The sequence below is a fragment of the Nostoc sp. genome (assembly GCF_036917575.1).
Classification (GTDB): Bacteria; Cyanobacteriota; Cyanobacteriia; order Cyanobacteriales; family Nostocaceae; genus Nostoc.
Genome location: NZ_JBALDC010000018.1, coordinates 22,373 through 38,513, shown reverse-complemented (window position 1 = coordinate 38,513; position 16,141 = coordinate 22,373). Strand labels below are relative to the sequence as shown.

The 16,141-nt window shown below is 39.7% G+C and carries 14 protein-coding genes and 1 pseudogene; 5 read left to right on the top strand and 10 right to left on the bottom strand.

Annotation, left to right across the window (positions count from 1 at the left end):
* Positions 1-155: 155 nt before the first annotated feature.
* Positions 156-1,076, top strand: coding sequence for a Tll0287-like domain-containing protein (locus tag V7K79_RS04225; RefSeq protein ID WP_335044989.1), 921 nt, complete (start codon positions 156-158; stop codon positions 1,074-1,076).
* A 296-nt stretch (positions 1,077-1,372) separates the two neighbouring features.
* On the opposite strand, the gene V7K79_RS04220 is transcribed toward V7K79_RS04225, so the two are convergent.
* From V7K79_RS04220 to radA, 4 genes and pseudogenes are all read right to left on the bottom strand, one after another.
* Positions 1,373-2,617 carry a serine/threonine-protein kinase gene (locus tag V7K79_RS04220; protein WP_335045210.1) on the bottom strand — a complete coding sequence of 415 codons (1,245 nt, stop codon included), beginning with the start codon at positions 2,615-2,617 and terminating at the stop codon, positions 1,373-1,375.
* A gap of 505 nt (positions 2,618-3,122) precedes the next feature.
* Positions 3,123-3,851 (bottom strand): annotated as a pseudogene (locus V7K79_RS04215) (serine/threonine protein kinase); the annotation flags it as partial.
* Between the two features lie 503 nt (positions 3,852-4,354).
* Positions 4,355-5,062: a Uma2 family endonuclease gene (locus V7K79_RS04210; protein ID WP_335044988.1), complete on the bottom strand. Its 708-nt coding sequence runs from the start codon at positions 5,060-5,062 to the stop codon at positions 4,355-4,357.
* Between the two features lie 119 nt (positions 5,063-5,181).
* Complete coding sequence (gene radA / locus V7K79_RS04205; RefSeq protein WP_335044987.1) at positions 5,182-6,702, bottom strand: DNA repair protein RadA; 1,521 nt, start codon at positions 6,700-6,702, stop codon at positions 5,182-5,184.
* Between the two features lie 170 nt (positions 6,703-6,872).
* Here radA and rpaB point away from each other — a divergent pair, with 170 nt between their 5' ends.
* Complete coding sequence (rpaB, locus tag V7K79_RS04200) at positions 6,873-7,601, top strand: response regulator transcription factor RpaB (RefSeq protein WP_292866575.1); 729 nt, start codon at positions 6,873-6,875, stop codon at positions 7,599-7,601.
* A gap of 158 nt (positions 7,602-7,759) precedes the next feature.
* Complete coding sequence (locus tag V7K79_RS04195) at positions 7,760-8,419, top strand: cofactor assembly of complex C subunit B (protein WP_335044986.1); 660 nt, start codon at positions 7,760-7,762, stop codon at positions 8,417-8,419.
* A gap of 212 nt (positions 8,420-8,631) precedes the next feature.
* Here the strand turns inward: V7K79_RS04195 and V7K79_RS04190 are convergent, their stop codons facing one another.
* On the bottom strand, positions 8,632-9,546 hold the full coding sequence (locus tag V7K79_RS04190; protein WP_335044985.1) for a M48 family metallopeptidase: 915 nt from the start codon (positions 9,544-9,546) through the stop codon (positions 8,632-8,634).
* 154 nt (positions 9,547-9,700) lie between these two features.
* On the opposite strand from V7K79_RS04190, the gene V7K79_RS04185 reads away from it, so the two are divergent.
* Together V7K79_RS04185 and V7K79_RS04180 are read left to right on the top strand one after the other, a co-directional pair.
* Positions 9,701-10,219: a DUF456 domain-containing protein gene (locus tag V7K79_RS04185; RefSeq protein ID WP_335044984.1), complete on the top strand. Its 519-nt coding sequence runs from the start codon at positions 9,701-9,703 to the stop codon at positions 10,217-10,219.
* A gap of 546 nt (positions 10,220-10,765) precedes the next feature.
* A complete protein-coding gene (locus tag V7K79_RS04180) occupies positions 10,766-11,434 on the top strand; it encodes a PEP-CTERM sorting domain-containing protein (RefSeq protein ID WP_335044983.1) in 669 nt (222 codons plus the stop codon).
* 225 nt (positions 11,435-11,659) lie between these two features.
* Here the strand turns inward: V7K79_RS04180 and nblB are convergent, their stop codons facing one another.
* The 5 genes from nblB to V7K79_RS04155 all read right to left on the bottom strand — a co-directional run bounded on the left by nblB (position 11,660) and on the right by V7K79_RS04155 (position 15,658).
* Positions 11,660-12,325 carry a phycobilisome degradation protein NblB gene (gene nblB / locus V7K79_RS04175; protein ID WP_335044982.1) on the bottom strand — a complete coding sequence of 222 codons (666 nt, stop codon included), beginning with the start codon at positions 12,323-12,325 and terminating at the stop codon, positions 11,660-11,662.
* 66 nt (positions 12,326-12,391) lie between these two features.
* Positions 12,392-12,856, bottom strand: a complete 465-nt coding sequence (locus V7K79_RS04170) for a CBS domain-containing protein (RefSeq protein WP_335044981.1) — start codon at positions 12,854-12,856, stop codon at positions 12,392-12,394.
* Positions 12,857-12,981: 125 nt separating this feature from the next.
* Complete coding sequence (gene mutT, locus V7K79_RS04165) at positions 12,982-13,398, bottom strand: 8-oxo-dGTP diphosphatase MutT (protein ID WP_335044980.1); 417 nt, start codon at positions 13,396-13,398, stop codon at positions 12,982-12,984.
* A 740-nt stretch (positions 13,399-14,138) separates the two neighbouring features.
* Positions 14,139-14,483, bottom strand: a complete 345-nt coding sequence (locus V7K79_RS04160) for a DUF760 domain-containing protein (RefSeq protein ID WP_335044979.1) — start codon at positions 14,481-14,483, stop codon at positions 14,139-14,141.
* 218 nt (positions 14,484-14,701) lie between these two features.
* A complete protein-coding gene (locus V7K79_RS04155; RefSeq protein WP_335044978.1) occupies positions 14,702-15,658 on the bottom strand; it encodes an RNA polymerase sigma factor, RpoD/SigA family in 957 nt (318 codons plus the stop codon).
* Positions 15,659-16,141: the final 483 nt, after the last annotated feature.

Below are 16,141 nucleotides of genomic sequence, written 5' to 3'. Positions count from 1 at the left end.
TAATTACTAATAGTATAAAGTTGGATATAGCTTCATAGTTTTGTCTAAACTATGCCTTTACATGAAAATATGAAAGTTGATTGCTCATGTTAGAGTAAACAGTAACTTTAGACATATTTGTTCATAATAATTTGACTTGTAGATAATCTAAAATTATGCTAAAAAATCTAAATTTGAAACAAAAATTTACAATTCTGCTACTGGTAATTTTGACATTTGGTTTGAGCTTGACTGGATTTGCTCTTTCTTCTCTACTGAGGGAGAATGCGAAACAAGATATTAGCTCAACTGGTATCATGCTCATCCAAACCATGAGTTCTGTTCGTAAATATACCAGTGATCAAGTTAATCCAAAGCTAGTTGATAAATTGGCTACTGAGTTTTTGCCACAAACGGTACCTGGGTACTCAGCACGAGAGGTGTTTGAAGTTTTACGGAAAACAACAGATTACCGTGATTTCTTTTATAAAGAAGCAACTCTCAATCCCACAAATCTTCGGGATAAGGCTGACGGTTTTGAGACAGATATTGTAGAACAGTTCAGAAATAAATCAGACCTTAAAGAAGTTAGTGGATTTCGCTCAATTCCTGGTGGGGATATCTTTTATATTGCTCGTCCCTTAGCAGTTTCTGAACAAAGTTGTCTGGTCTGTCATAGTGTACCTGAAGCTGCACCTCAAAGTATGATTAGTCTTTATGGTGCTGCTAATGGATTTGGGTGGAAGCTTAATGAAATTGTTGGCGCTCAGATTATATCAGTACCTGCCAAGAATGTCATTAATAAAGCAAATCAGTCTTCTTTACTAATTATCTTGATTGTATCAGCTATATTTATAGCGACTATCCTGTTAGTCAACTTGTTCTTGAATCGACAAATTGTGATGCCTCTTAAACGCATGACTCGCATAGCCGAAGAAGTTAGTACGGGACACATGGAAGTTGAATTTGAGCAGATATCTAATGATGAAATCGGTAATTTAGCTAGAGCCTTTAAACGGATGCAATTAAGTTTAGAAATGGCGATGAAAAGAATCAAACGTACTCAAGGAAGTATAGGCGATTATAATAATTCGTAATCAGGCTCTCTAAAGACGCTCTTGCTAGTTTGCTTCCTTGCAGGGATACGCAGACTTGCTACCGTTATGCTAATGTAATAACTCTCTGTACAAGACTTTGCGTGTAGCTTACTTATACATAGAAGTATACAGACTCGCTTTGTCGTTTTGCACAATACTAACGTTATTAATCTTTGTAAGGGGTATTTAGATCCTATCAAAAAAACCTTGTTACTTTATATGAACTATTTTGACTTAAACTCACATAATTAGTTAAGAGATGAAAAACTATTCTTCAATTTATGATGTCTAAATCTTTATGAAAATAACCTTTTTTTGAATTCAAAAGCTGCTTGAAAGTTAGGAATTTCCTTAGCTACAAGTTCAATAAATTGGTCAGCTGAAATATAAGGATTGTGATCTAGTATTTCTTCTATAATCAGATTTGCCATTGGGCCGATGTGGTAGGCTAATTCTTGCTGACAATGTTTGATAAATGCTGGTTGGAGTGAAGATTGTTGTTCGATTCTTTGCCCAGTTTGTGGACTACTAGTAGGTGAATTAAAAATTGTTTCTTCAGGTTGGTTATATGACTGCGATGGAGCTGACATAGCCTGAAATTCAGGGTTAAATACCGTAGCCGGTAAATCATCAACCATGATTGCAGAAGGCATTGCCACTTCTGGTTCTCTAATATACTCTAAATCTCTGATAACTTCACTGGCTGTTTGGTATCGCTTGTTTGGCCTATCTTCCAACATATAATCAAGTACTTGAGCAAACCCATCAGTAACATAAGTATAATCACGCCAGTTCCATTCAAGTGAGTATTGATCCATTAGTAAAGATGGATCTCTAGCTGTGAGTAATACAATAGCAGTTACACCTAAAGCATAAAGGTCACTAGAGGGTGAACATAAACCCAAACTAATCTGTTCGCGGGGAGCATATCCCACTTTGCCAACAAGGGACATTTTTCCGACAAACGTTACCTGTTGGTTGGAATTTCTCCCTTCGTTCATGTCAGCAATTTGCTTACCTACCCCGAAATCAATCAGCACTGGCAGATCCTTGCCATCGGGTAACATGATGTTGTCAGGAGAAATATCTCGATGGATAATGTTGTGCTGGTGGACATATTCCAAAACAGGCAGCAGATTCTTTAGCCACTGGATAACTTCGTCTTCAGAAAAATTTCTTCCTTGACGTTGAAGTTCTCCTAGTAGTCTTGAATATGTTTTACCGTCAACATATTCTTGTACTAGAAATAGCCGACCATCTCCTTCAAAGCAAGCCAAAAACTTGGGAATTTGAGGATGCTGCAATTGATGAAGAATTTTTGCTTCTCTTTTAAATAAGTTACGATATTGTTCCAGTCCACTTTCGCCTGTGCCGATGGGTGCAAATTCTTTGAGAACACAGGCTTCATTAAACCGACGAGTATCAAATGCTAAGTAAGTTCGTCCCAATCCTCCCTGTCCTAGAAGTTTTTGGATAATATAGCGGTTATCGATTAGAGTTCCAGCAGCTATTTCTGGTCTTGTCATAGGGGACTGTGACATCATCATCGCACTCCTAGCGATTTTGTTATTGATAAATTATCTAATTTGCTGAAAGTCAGAAACTCTAGCAGATAAAGGCTGATAACATCCTTTAAATTGAGGTTAGCACCACTATCGAGTCAAGGAAATACACTTTTCTACAACTTTTTGATCGTCTTGTGTTACCAAATAGACAATTTTTAGTATGAGTAGTTTGATCATACTACTAATACTTAAGTATTTTAGCCGCCGCAACATAATCAGTGTCTGCGGTAATATCTGCAAATGTTCAGGGCATCACTTCTTAGATTTGCTGCTGAACCTTATTTTCCCGTTTGTAATCCAATTGAAACTGGTTGAGGAACAGTAAGGATATAGCGTCATATCATGGTTTTTCATAAAAACTGAGGTTGCTATAGACTTGCCAAAAGGAATATTATATGTATCTCAAGTGCTAAATATGCGATCGCTCTCAAAAATTAATCTTTCTGAGAACCTATATCCTTATGAGATAGCTGCTTCGGCAATCGCTAACACTCGAATTCAAATCTTTAGGCGGTTTCAGGGTAAAATTTTGTAGTCTGACTGGTACTGGCATAGGCAATTGTCCAGTCAGCAAAGAATATAATGTAGCGGCTAAGGCGTAAACATCAATATATTCTCCCCGTTCGGCATCGGGTACATACTGTTCTGGTGGCGCATAACCAGGAGTGAGACTTTCCGTATGCTGTTGAACTGCACCAGAAATAAATTGTCTAGCAAGGCCAAAGTCAATTAGCACTGCTTCTTCTTTACCTGCACGCATCATAATGTTACTCGGCTTTAAATCCCGATGCAGCAAGCCTTTGTCGTGAACCAGGATCAAAGCATCGCCAATTTGCTCAATGTATTGCAGTGCTTCTGCTTCTGATAAAGCACCTTTTTCAGTTATCCGCTTACCTAAATCTTCTCCCTCAATGTATTCCATCGCCATGCAGGGTAAATCATCGTCATCAAAGACGTTCTCTACTTCTACAATGTAGGGATGGCGACATAATGCTAGGCGTAATGCTTCGTCTTTAAAGTCTCGCTTGAGTCTACTTTGATGCGGTATCCAGTCAGGATGATTGAGGATTTGTTCTCTAAGGGTTTTGATAACTCGCAACTCGCCGCCTCGATTTTTAGCGAGATAGGTAATACCAACTCCACCTTCGCCCAATTTTCTCTCGATAATGTAGCGTCCACCAAATAACTGCTGCCCCGAATTCCACGCCATTGATCAAGACTGTAGTTTTACTGATATTTTATTTTGGCACATCGTAAAACTCAGTCTTGTGTCCACAAAGATTTAAGGTGCTGTTGATTGAGTCTACAAATTGAGATTATAGCAGAAGGCAGGAGGCAGAGGGCAGTTCTTGCTGGAGGTAAAACTATTGCTAACTCTCTTCTTTCACCCCATCCTTATGTCCTAAAGAGTGTGACTACGGCTATAGTAGCTATTGCCATGATTGTATTTATCTCCTGATAAGGGGGCCAGATAAGGGCGATCGCATTCATCTTTTGCAGGATTGGGCGATCGCCTTTATCATAGTTTTATATGAATGTATAAAACTATACTTAACAACTAAAAATTCAAAAATTTCTATCAATAATTCTCAAATTTTAATGTTAATAAATTAGGTCAAATTCGAGTTATTTAAAATTTCATTGCTATAAAAAAATGCTAGATTTAGCAAATTTTTAACTAAAGCTAGCAATCCTAAATTATTTACAAGAAGTCTAATCTTCAGGTTCAATTCCCGCAGCCCGCAATTGGGCTGCTAGTCGTTCGGCGCGTTGGCGTTCTTGTTCGGCTAATTCTGTTCCCCAAAGTAAAAGGTTTCCTTGTTCATCCCACCACCGTAACCACTTTCCTGTGCGGTTTTCACGAGTACCTTGCGATACGCTAAGGTAAAGATTGATTTCTGGTATCCAGTACCGTTGATTTTCATCAGGCTCTTGCAAGATATACTGTTCTGTATTTTGTAAGCAATACATCTCGAAACTGCCGCTATCTGGCTCAAAGATAATATAGTTTGGTACTTTTAAGATGCGCTCGTAAAAAAACCATTTTCCTGGGGGATATGTTGCTTTGATAGAATATTCTGTTTCCTGTGTATCGGAAACAAATTCCATCACAATTACGGGAATGTCACCCTGTAATTGAGGTGTGTAACTGCGTATTACTTCTTCTCTACTAACATTAATTTTGGCAATGAAAGCCCAATCAGCAGCTTTAATGACCATTTTGTTGTTTAGAGTGGCACAAATGCCGTAATTAGTTGTTGTTAGGGCGTTGGCTGAAATTTTTCCGGCTAATTGTAGGCTTTCTGTGAGTGCCGCAGCTAAGGCTGGTTGGTTGATGTTATCCACTGGATCATCTGGCAGTTTATAATCATCGGGTAGTTTCTCCCAAGTGATTTGGTAGTCTTGGGTGAGGGTTGTCATGGTGGATTGTCCTTTAGTGTGTAAAAGTGACTGGAGACTGGGTTTTTACTTGTAAAAATTATGGAATTTGCTTTAAACCCTGCCAAATTTGGGAACAATTTCCTAGTACCCAGTAGTTACTAATCTTCATCGGGTTCTAAATCGTCGGCTGTCAATTCTTGATGCGGGATGGCGGCAATAATCGCATCTATTACTTTGGCAACGGGTAAAATCTCGATATCAAGATCGGGGAATTTTTGTCCTTTAGGGACGATCGCTCGTTTAAATCCCAATTTAGCTGCTTCTTTCAACCTTAGTTCCATTTGGGAAACTGATCGCACTTGTCCACCTAACCCAACTTCACCGATTAATACTGTGCCGGGATCGACGATGCGATCGCGAAAACTAGCTACAATTGCGATCGCAATTCCCAAATCTACTGCCGGTTCTTCCACATTCAACCCACCCGCCGAAGCAACATAAGAATCTAACTTGGACATGGGAATTCCCACTCGTTTTTCTAAGACGGCGAGAATTTGCACTAAACGGTTGTAGTCTACGCCAGTTCCAGCACGCCGAGGGGAAGGGTAGCTAGTAGGACTCACTAAAGCCTGCAATTCTACAACAATCGGGCGAGTACCTTCGCAAGCAACCACAATGGCAGTACCCGGAGCCGGATCGTCACGGTTGCCTAAAAATAACTCTGAGGGGTTGGCAACTTCTCGCAATCCATCTGTTACCATTTCAAAGATGCCGATTTCGTGAGTTGCGCCGAAGCGGTTTTTTACTGTGCGTAATAACCGATGGGAGGCAAAGCGATCGCCTTCAAAATACAACACCGTATCGACTAAATGTTCTAAAACTTTTGGCCCTGCGATCGCTCCTTCTTTGGTGACGTGTCCCACAATCAGCATGGTGACATCTTCGTGCTTCGCCACCTTCATCAGTGCTGCGGTGCATTCCCGTACTTGAGCTACTGAACCTGGTGCAGAAGTCAGCGCCGGAAAAAATACCGTTTGAATACTATCAATTACTGCCACATTTGGTTTAAGAGAGTCTATTTCCCGTAAAATTTCTTCTAAATCTGTTTCTGGCAGTACATATAAATCTGCACCTATACTGTCAGGGTCTATAGGAAGTGTAGTATCTACTACTGTTACCTTCTCATCATTTACCACACTTAGGGTTTTTGATACTCCCAAACGGGAAGCTCGTAATTTTACCTGCTGCCCTGATTCTTCACCAGTTACGTAAAGAATGCGGTATTTCTGTGCTAATTGATTAGATACTTGCAACAATAAAGTCGATTTACCAATACCTGGATCGCCACCAATCAGCACCATAGAACCAGGGACAACCCCACCTCCAAGCACTCGATCTAATTCTCCATAACCAGACTCCCAACGAGCAATTTGGCGATCGGTAATTTGATCGAATGTTAAAGAGGCTCGCGCTTTAGCTGGTTTCCCGTGAGATTTACCATTGCCTTGAGCTGATTGCCAACTACTCACTCCTCCCCGACTGGGCACATCTACTGAGGATTGAATAGAAATTTGTTCTTCTAGAGAATTATAAGTGCCGCAAGCTGGACACTTACCAAACCACTGGGGCGATTCTGCTCCACATTCGTTACAAGTGTAAAAAGTTTTTGGCTTTGCCATTCTTAAATCTTATTAAATAATCTTAATATTTACTTAATTCTTGAAAAAAACTAAAAACCAATAATAGTGGTATTTAGAGCTTTTTCCAAATCAATTCATGGAATGATATCTTAATATTATGGTATTAAAAATTAATCATGTAAATTTTTAGTCAAGGAGCCTAGAGAAACTTGGAAAGCCATAAAGAAAAAATCTTGGTGGTAGACGACGAAGCCAGCATTCGCCGGATTTTGGAAACACGCCTTTCCATGATTGGCTACGATGTAGTGACGGCTGGCGACGGGGAAGAAGCTTTGGATACTTTTCGCAAAACTGAGCCTGACCTGGTAGTTTTAGATGTAATGATGCCAAAGCTAGACGGCTATGGTGTATGTCAAGAGTTACGAAAAGAATCAGATGTGCCCATTATTATGCTAACAGCTTTAGGTGATGTAGCCGATCGCATCACTGGATTAGAATTAGGTGCTGATGATTATGTAGTTAAACCATTTTCCCCTAAGGAGCTAGAAGCCCGGATTCGCTCGGTACTACGGCGAGTAGATAAAAACGGTGCTTCTGGAATTCCCAGTTCTGGGGTAATCCATGTCGCTAATATTAAAATCGATACAAATAAGCGACAAGTCTACAAAGGTGATGAGCGGATTCGATTGACAGGTATGGAATTCAGCTTGTTAGAGTTGTTAGTCAGTCGCTCTGGAGAAGCTTTTTCTCGTTCAGAAATTTTGCAGGAAGTATGGGGTTATACACCAGAACGTCATGTAGATACCCGCGTAGTAGATGTGCATATATCACGTTTGCGGGCAAAATTAGAAGATGATCCTAGCAACCCAGAATTGATTCTCACCGCACGGGGTACTGGTTATCTTTTCCAGCGGATTATTGAACCAGGGGAGGAGTGAGTATGAGGGAGCAGGGGAGCAGGGGAGCAGGGGAGCAGGGGGGACAAGGGGACAAGGGGAAATAATTAAAAAAGTCTCTCCCAAGTCTGCCCCCTCTTCCTTGTCTACTTGTCTCTTCTCAATGCCCTGTTTGCCCAATTCCCAATTCCTAACTTTTAATGACTAAACCTGATCCTAATCGAGTTTTGCGGCGTCTACCCATTGTCGTGGGTGGGCTAGGCGCTGTACTTTTATTGATTAACCGTTTATTGACACCGGAATTAACCCAGTCTCAATCGCGTGGTGATGTAGTGGGCGTGATTTTGAGTGCAGTGTTAATTTTGACAGGTTTAATTTGGCAGCAAGTTCAGCCGCGATCGCCTGATATTGTAGAACTAATTGGAGAAGAAGGTTTTATACTCGCAGCAGATTTACCCGAAACCGTGAAAACAGAGCTAGCCTGGGCATCTCATTTATTGTTGACGAATACAGTAACGCGATCACTTGTGATTTTTTATCAAGGTAAAGTTTTGTTGCGTCGCGGCATTCTGGGTACTAAATCTGAAGTTGTACCAGGAGTAATCTTAAAACAGGTACTCGAAAAACAAAAACCGATTTATCTAGTTGCTCTAAAAATATATCCAGGTAAAGTTGAATTTGATTATTTACCAGAGAATACTCAAGGTGTAATATGTCAACCTATTGGCAACCAAGGTGCATTAATTTTAGGAGCAAATGCTCCTCGCAGTTACACCAAACAAGATGAAAACTGGATTGCAGGAATTGCTGATAAATTAGCCGTTACTATTGGATCGAATTTATCCAACCAAGCGACTTAACCTAAATTTAAATTTGTCATCTGTGAGAAGAACTCGTAATACCAATTCAAAATTCATGCATTAAGAAAGCTGGATAGAACAAAGGTATATCCGTATCTATCTATCGCATTCTTTTTTCAAATTGGTATAATTTGTAATTATTACTTCAAATTGACTTACTCGTATCTACAAGTTAATTACGAATTACGAATTACGAATTAGGAATTATTAACTCACCAAGAAGTCAAAAAATTCCAACCTTCCTTTTCTTCTGGTATTTTTTCTTCTTTTTCTTCTAGTTCTTCCGGTGTCTTTAAATTTGTTTGTTGAATTAAATTATCATAAGCTCCAGAATCAACCCATTTTAATAATTCACCAGTTCGCATAACTATCCAAGAAAGCCCAGGCTCTGTATAGCTTAATATTTTGGTGACTTTATCCACACTATCAAAGTTATTGGATGCAAACTCACGCGCTTGGACAAGAAAATCTTCTATTACAGCAGTAGTCAAGTACTCATCTGGCAAACCTGCCAGTTTCATCAATGTAGTAGTTGCTACATTAATATCCTGACAAGCTAATAAAGCAGCCCGATCGGCGGTGAACCTAGCCATCATCCGCCAATTATATAAACCTAGTTCCATTCCACCAGCTACTAAGCCACCGACTCCGAGTGTGGTACTGCTCAATAAATTTTTCAACGTTGGCATAACAATTGCCATTTGGTGATAAATCATGTGCTTACTCTTGATGCGAGCGATTTCGTGTCCAAAAACGTAAAGCAACTCATCTACCCCAAGCCACTCCATTGCATCTAAATTGATACCGACAATCGGTTTTTCTACGCCAACAATGTAGGTTTGAATGTGACCTGTGCCTCGAAATAGATATAATTCAGGAAGTGGAGCAACATCAAGAATTTGGCAGGTTTCTACAAATGTTTGATGTAATTCGGGAAAGTTACGCGGCGAAATTCTGATTTCACTACCAAGGCTTTGCAGTCTTAGTAGGCGATCAATACCGTATTCATTAATTTTTTTGAGTAGTAGGGAGACACCAGGCATATTTTGCAAAGAAGCCAAGGCTTTACGATCAAAGGGATGCTCGTAGGCTTCAGAACTTAGTCCAGTTAATATTTTTCTCGTCATGTGTTTTGAGCTTTTAAATAGCAGTTTAGAAGCATTAGACAAACTTGCACCACATTGTACTAAGCATTTTTCGCTATCTTACCTAGATAGAATAAACAGTAGGAGCGCGCAGATGTGCGTTCCTATGAGAAAATTGGAAGTTTACAATTGATTTATGCAAATTATTTATTGGCTATTAGTTGCTGTAATGGTTGTGGGTATTGTCGGTGCTGTAGTTCCAGCTATTCCTGGTAGCAGCTTAATTTTAATTGCAATTATTGTCTGGGGAATCGTCAGTAGTTCTTTTGCAGCTATCAAGATTCCACTAATTGTGACAATTATAGTTTTACTGCTCAGTGTCGGAGTGGATTTTTTAGCTAGCTATATGGGAGCAAAACAAGCTGGAGCTAGCAAATGGGGGCAAATTGGCGCAATTGTTGGTTTGGTGGTAGGATTTTTGGGATTATTGCCAACTTTACCTTTTGGAGGCCCACTGTTAGGAATTTTACTAGGCCCGCTTTTGGGAGCAATTATTGGTGAGTACCTTTTCCGACGTGAATTTGGGTTGGCGATTAAAGCAGGTATAGGAATTGTAGTCGGCTCTTTAGTGGGAAATTTGATTCAAGGGTTGTTAGCGATCGCCGCAGTTGTAGTTTTTGTTGTCACAACCTGGCCACAGCTATATGGCTCTTAACATTTAAAAAATCTGACAGATTTGAGAACAGAAGTAATAGCTAGCAACTAGCTATTTGTTACAAACATTCAAAAAGACTATCTATAGTAAACAAATACAGCGGTTCCTCCCATTTATTTTATGAGAGGAACCGTTTCACTAAATATTTAGTAACTATAAAGATTATATATACACTTTCTACTCCATTTATTTAAAATATAGTTTGGCAGCTAATGGCATATTTTATACATTATATATATATTTACGGGTGTGACTTTTCTTGAAGCTGGAGCTATTGCCAATAATTTCAACCTTATATATTCAGGGATATACGAAGCGCAGATATGTAAGAAATTAAAACTTTATGAAGACGATTTATTAGTTAAAGATGTGATGAAGACCACTCAGTAAATATGGCAGGTTCTAAGTCTATGTGATTCTATGGAGATAAGAAATACATCACACAAGTTTCGCTTTCACTAACAGTATTTTAAATAGATTACTGATAGTAAAAGTCAAGCAATCAATTTCTATGTTCCAGGTTATTATTAGCACTCTCAAAGAATCATGATTAATTTAAAATCTAAATTACTAAACGCTACTCTAGCTGCTAGTTTTGCAATCCCCTTGGCTACTGCTGGGATTTTTACTTCTGCGGGTTCAGCTCAAGCTGTAAGCCTGAATGGGAGCATTGGTCTTAATGGTACATCTATCGTTCCTAGTGATGGAATCAATCCAGCTAAGACTAGCATTAAATTTGTCGATGTTGATGGTGTTGATACTGATGGTGATTTTACAGCCTTCTCACCAAATTTAAAGTCAGGTGCAGGTATTACGATTAACACTTTAAATTTAACCAGGACAGCTGTTCTATCAGGCACAACAGCTACATATTCTACAGGCGTTTACACTCCGTTCATTAATTTCGGATCGCGAACCTTGGGTAGTACTACTGCGCTTCTTACCTTTGATCTTGATGATTCTGTAGTTACCAGAACTCGGAAATCGGCTACTAATATTAATGACGTAATATTGGATGGGATTACGGGGAAATTTAATTTCAATGGAAAAACTATTGCAGTTGGCAATTTAGGTGCTTCTCTTAATGGTAAGACAAGCGATTACCACTTAACTCTCGAAGCAGTTAGCGTTCCTGAGCCAACCACAATGCTAGGCTTAGGTTTAGTTGGTGCTGGCATGGTTATGTCTCGCCGTCGCAAAAGTGTAATTCAATAGTCCTATCCTAAATATAAAAAAGTTACTTTTAATTGCTAAAAGTAACTCTAAGTGATCTATTCGATCTGGCTGGAATGCAAAATTTTCTCAACCAGGTCGAATTTTTTATACTGTCAGATAAATCTATATTATAGCCGTAGTCACACAGGTTACGACACTTGGAAAGAGTGAAAGAAGAGAGTTAGCAATAGTTTTACCTCCTGCCTCCTGCTATATTAGATAGACTTAAACTGACTGCAAAGAATTTTTGGCTTCGCTTGCGATCGCATCTACTTCATCATTAGCTAGAGTTTCTAATATAGATTTGGCTTCTGGATTATCCAAACGAGCCAAAGCTTGTACAAGTCTGTAACGAATTTGCCAATCTGGATTGCTAGCATAGGGAGCCAACAGAGAAATAGCTTGTACATCTCCCAAGTCACCCAAAGAACTAATAGCAGCAGTTTGGACTAATTCGTTTTCTGATGAGAGTGCCTCTTTGAGTAGTTCAAAGGCTCGCGGATCGCCCAACTCACCCAACGTAGCAATAATACTGAATTGTATTAGCCATTCATCGGTTGTATGATAAAGCTGCTGTAAATCTTCAAAAGCTTCGCTTAACTTTAAAGCACCCAAACAGTCTGCTGCTGCTGCTTGTACATCTACTTCGGAATCATTAAGTAAGCGATCGCGCAAGATATCTAAGGATAACTGTAAATCTTGGGTTCCAAGTGTATCCATTTGACTCACTGCTGAGTAACGGACACGAGAATTGCGATCGCCAATCGCACTTTGAATTAATTCAAAGCCAATGGCTGGTTCCAATTGGCGGATTTGATTTACAGCACGTAAGCGATCGCCTAAATCCTCAGAACTGAGCAATTGCTTAACAGACTCCGGAGTAATACTCATTTAGTTATCCTTGATTTTCAAATGTATAAAAAAGACAGACGCGATTAATGGCGTCTCTATTTTTGACTAATCTTGACTAGCAGCCATTGCCCGAATAACATCACCACGAGTAAGAATACCAATTACTTGATCTGTACCATCAAGTACTGGCAAGCGGTGAACGCTGCGATCGTGCATGATTGTAGCTGCTTCTTTTAAAGTTTTATCAGGGGAAATAGCGATCGGGTTTTTACTCATCACTTCCCCAACAGTTTGTCCTAAAGCCTTATGCAAATCACGTTCATACGTAGCAGGATTTTTTAAATAGATAACACTATCAAGAAACATAATGTACGCAGGTGGAGTAACACCAGTTTCTTGCCACATCAAATCGGTTTCCGAAATAATGCCCACCAATTTACCGAGATCGTCCACAACAGGTAGTCCGCTGATATGGCGTTCTGCGAGAATTTGGATAGCTTCATTGAGTGGAGTTTCCTCCCGAACAATAATAGGATCGCGGCTCATCACATCGGCAACAGTTTTAGGCATTTATTTGCTGACACCTTAAATCAAAGTCCTGCGCCTATTGTAGAAAATTGCGGGACTCAACCTGATGCAATTAATAGATTGTTACGGGATTAGTCATTAGTTATTAATTATTCTCCTCTGCTCCCCTACTCCCCACTTTCTTTTAATGCAGCAATAATTTGAATATTTGCTTTTGGAAAAGTAAACTGCTCCAGTTCTTCCAAAGTTACCCAGCGAATTTCATCGGATTCTAAAGGTTGGGGGACACCTGTAACATGTCGGCAGTGATGTACTGTGAGAGTAACGCGCAAGTTTGTATAGCTGTGGTCAATAGTAATCAGATGCTCTCCCACTTCAATTACTATTCCCAGTTCTTCAAAAATTTCTCGTTGAATACATTCTTGGATAGTTTCACCTGGCTCTATTTTACCACCAGGAAATTCCCACAAACCACCCATCGCTCCTTCTGGACGACGACGGTCGATTAAAATTTGCTTTTGGTCATTCCAAATTACTGCAACACCAATGATTTTATGGGGTGGGAAAGAACTGCTTTCACTCATAATTGAATGGGGAGTAGGGAAAAAATTCCTGAATTTTGACTCTTAACTAATTAGGACTTACGCAAAATATCTCTCAAACTCTGATTTCCACCGAAGTTCAGATCGGCGGAAGCCGCCGCTCCGACTTCTCTGCGTGTCGCGCGAGTTGCTACCCTACGGGAACGCTAAAAGCGAACAAGTCTCTTAACCGCAAGGGCGCACTAACTTCTCTGCGGTTCGTTATTCCGTAACTCATGCGTAAGTCCTACTAATAATAAAACTCGGCAGACTAGTTGTAAATCTGCCGAGTTTAGATTTATGGCGTTGCAAAAGTGATCTAGCACTGTTCGTTTATCCACAAATGTGCATTAATCATCTACAAATACACCTCTAATATCATGTCTGATTAAAAATTTATTGTTAATGCCCTAGAGGCTTAGAGGGAAGGAGTTTTCTGCCTTTATGCATAGATTCGGGAGTTATACCTAACTAGCTTGATATCATATACATATAATTGATTGAATTAATCACAAAATTACAGGAGTTTACAGAGAAGCGAAATCAAAGACTCCGCGTTCTTCTGCGTTTAATATTTCAACCTGAATTCGTCACTATTTTGGATATTTTAAAAAACTTAGCTGATGTATAATCGGGAATTAGCAGCAAAGATTTCGCAGAGACTTATTTTCAATTCGTATCGCCGTAACTATAACTAGCTATCAGCTCAAGATTATTAATTGGATTTCCCAAATTTTAGATTTCTATTCAATTTCGCTGTTGTCAGTTTCAGCTCCTTGTAGAGCCATTTCAAAATTCATTCTCTGTTCAGCGTTACGCAAGAAATAACCACTAATCATTGCAGAAGCAAGAAGTCTACCTAGATTTTCCCGATTTGTGGTTACAGTAACACCAAAGTGTTCTGAAGGTAGATTACCTAATAGTCCTGTAATATTCCGTTCCATCACTTGAAAGACTTCGGCAGACGTGGGTTTGGATAGCTGGGTAACTGTTTCTGGACTTAAGGATTTAACGTACTGCCATAATAAATCGTTAGTTTCTGATTCGCTATTAAAAAATTCTGAGACACGATTGGATGAGTTACTCATTTTTTAGCTCCTTAACTACCACTATTAGCTGCGGTGCTTGTGATTTTAATATTAAATGTCTATTTTGGATTTGACTTAGTTATTTTGTCTTCCTGTCAACTAATGTAACAGCCTAGCGTCAGAGTGGAAGTAGGTGTAACCGTACCAAAGTCAGCGTATTTTCTCACCCCAATAAATAAGGAGTGGAGAGTTAATTAAAAACTCATCACTCCTTACTGCTAACTTGCCAAATATTCATCCATGTTGGCTTTAGATTTGCGAAGTTTGCTTAAAGCTTCTCGCTCAATTTGTCTGACTCGTTCTCGGCTGATGTTCAGTATTTCACCAATTCTAGCCAAAGTCAGGGCTTGCCCATCAGTTAAGCCAAAGCGTAACGTAATTACTTCCCTTTGTTGTGGTGTGAGATCGCCCATCAGGCGATCTAAGTCATAAGATAGGGAGGATTGCATAACAAACTCTTCGGGAGAAGCGCCTGGATCTTCCAGCATTTCTCCAAGTTCGGTGTCGTAGTTATCACCCAGCCGCAAATCCAAGGAAAGGGGCAAACGCGCCTTTTCTAAATACTCTCGTACTTGTTTGGGGGTCAATTCTAATTCTTGAGCTAGCTCCCCAGCCGTAGGAGCGCGTCCCAACTTTTGAGACAATTGGCGCTGTGCCTTTTTAATCTTATTTAATTTTTCGGTAATATGGATCGGCAGCCGAATTGTACGAGCTTTTTCGGCAATAGCACGAGTAATCGCTTGCCGAATCCACCAATAGGCATAAGTAGAAAATCTGTACCCTTTGGTAGGGTCAAACTTTTCTACACCACGTTGCATACCAATACTACCTTCTTGGATCAAATCCAGTAAATCGACGTTGCGCTTAATGTATTTTTTAGCAACGGAGACTACCAGCCGCAAATTGGCTTCTACCATCTTGCGCTTGGCAATTTCACCATCTGCGATCACTTCGTTCAACTCTGCTGGTTCTAGGTTTGTCGCTTTAGCCCACTCTTCTAGAGTTGGTTGGTGACCTAGCTGGGTGGCAAGAGATTCCTTTGATTCGTGCAAAGCGCAGGAACGTTGCACCTGTTTACCATAGAAAATCTCTTCCTCGTGGGTTAAGAGTGGCACACGGCCAATCTCACGCAGGTAAGTCCGCACGAGGTCTGTGGCTGTCTGAGCGGTCTTCATGGCGCTACTCTTTGATAATGATGGGTTTGGCGGTAGGGTCATTAAGGGATAGATGCTTTGTTTATTTATTAGGGTTTTACCCAGTCAGACTGGAAACCTATACTACGGTTTGCAACTTACGCGCCTGAGAAACTCGGCTGCTCATAATAATCAAATTTAGGCTTCTTAACTGCTAAAACTACAGTTATTTCCTACTTTTCACAAGTATCTACAGTTAGATAAAAGGTTGCTTTTTAAACATTTTTTTATGGAAATCATATTAACAATTGTAACATTTATGAGAAGATTTTGGCTAGATGGCGACGTGAAATTTCCTGGTTTTTCCAGTTCATGCACCATTCCCCATATCTTAAGGCTGACTAAAAGTCAATTTAAGAAGTTATCTAGTTCAAATAATTTTCCTCATATTTGTTAAAGTATCTCAATGAGAAATATATTCATTCTCTTCTAACAATTGTTTAATTTTTTCTGGGGCTGGGGAAC

Bases quoted from the DNA above. Each gene is read 5' to 3' on its own strand.
- V7K79_RS04155 (WP_335044978.1), bottom strand. From the start codon at position 15,658: ATGAAGACCGCTCAGACAGCCACAGACCTCGTGCGGACTTACCTGCGT.
- V7K79_RS04170 (WP_335044981.1), bottom strand. From the start codon at position 12,856: ATGCCTAAAACTGTTGCCGATGTGATGAGCCGCGATCCTATTATTGTT.
- V7K79_RS04220 (WP_335045210.1), bottom strand. From the start codon at position 2,617: ATGTCACAGTCCCCTATGACAAGACCAGAAATAGCTGCTGGAACTCTA.
- V7K79_RS04160 (WP_335044979.1), bottom strand. From the start codon at position 14,483: ATGAGTAACTCATCCAATCGTGTCTCAGAATTTTTTAATAGCGAATCA.
- V7K79_RS04180 (WP_335044983.1), top strand. From the start codon at position 10,766: ATGATTAATTTAAAATCTAAATTACTAAACGCTACTCTAGCTGCTAGT.
- V7K79_RS04225 (WP_335044989.1), top strand. From the start codon at position 156: ATGCTAAAAAATCTAAATTTGAAACAAAAATTTACAATTCTGCTACTG.
- V7K79_RS04195 (WP_335044986.1), top strand. From the start codon at position 7,760: ATGACTAAACCTGATCCTAATCGAGTTTTGCGGCGTCTACCCATTGTC.
- V7K79_RS04190 (WP_335044985.1), bottom strand. From the start codon at position 9,546: ATGACGAGAAAAATATTAACTGGACTAAGTTCTGAAGCCTACGAGCAT.
- V7K79_RS04185 (WP_335044984.1), top strand. From the start codon at position 9,701: ATGCAAATTATTTATTGGCTATTAGTTGCTGTAATGGTTGTGGGTATT.
- V7K79_RS04210 (WP_335044988.1), bottom strand. From the start codon at position 5,062: ATGACAACCCTCACCCAAGACTACCAAATCACTTGGGAGAAACTACCC.
- nblB (WP_335044982.1), bottom strand. From the start codon at position 12,325: ATGAGTATTACTCCGGAGTCTGTTAAGCAATTGCTCAGTTCTGAGGAT.
- mutT (WP_335044980.1), bottom strand. From the start codon at position 13,398: ATGAGTGAAAGCAGTTCTTTCCCACCCCATAAAATCATTGGTGTTGCA.
- radA (WP_335044987.1), bottom strand. From the start codon at position 6,702: ATGGCAAAGCCAAAAACTTTTTACACTTGTAACGAATGTGGAGCAGAA.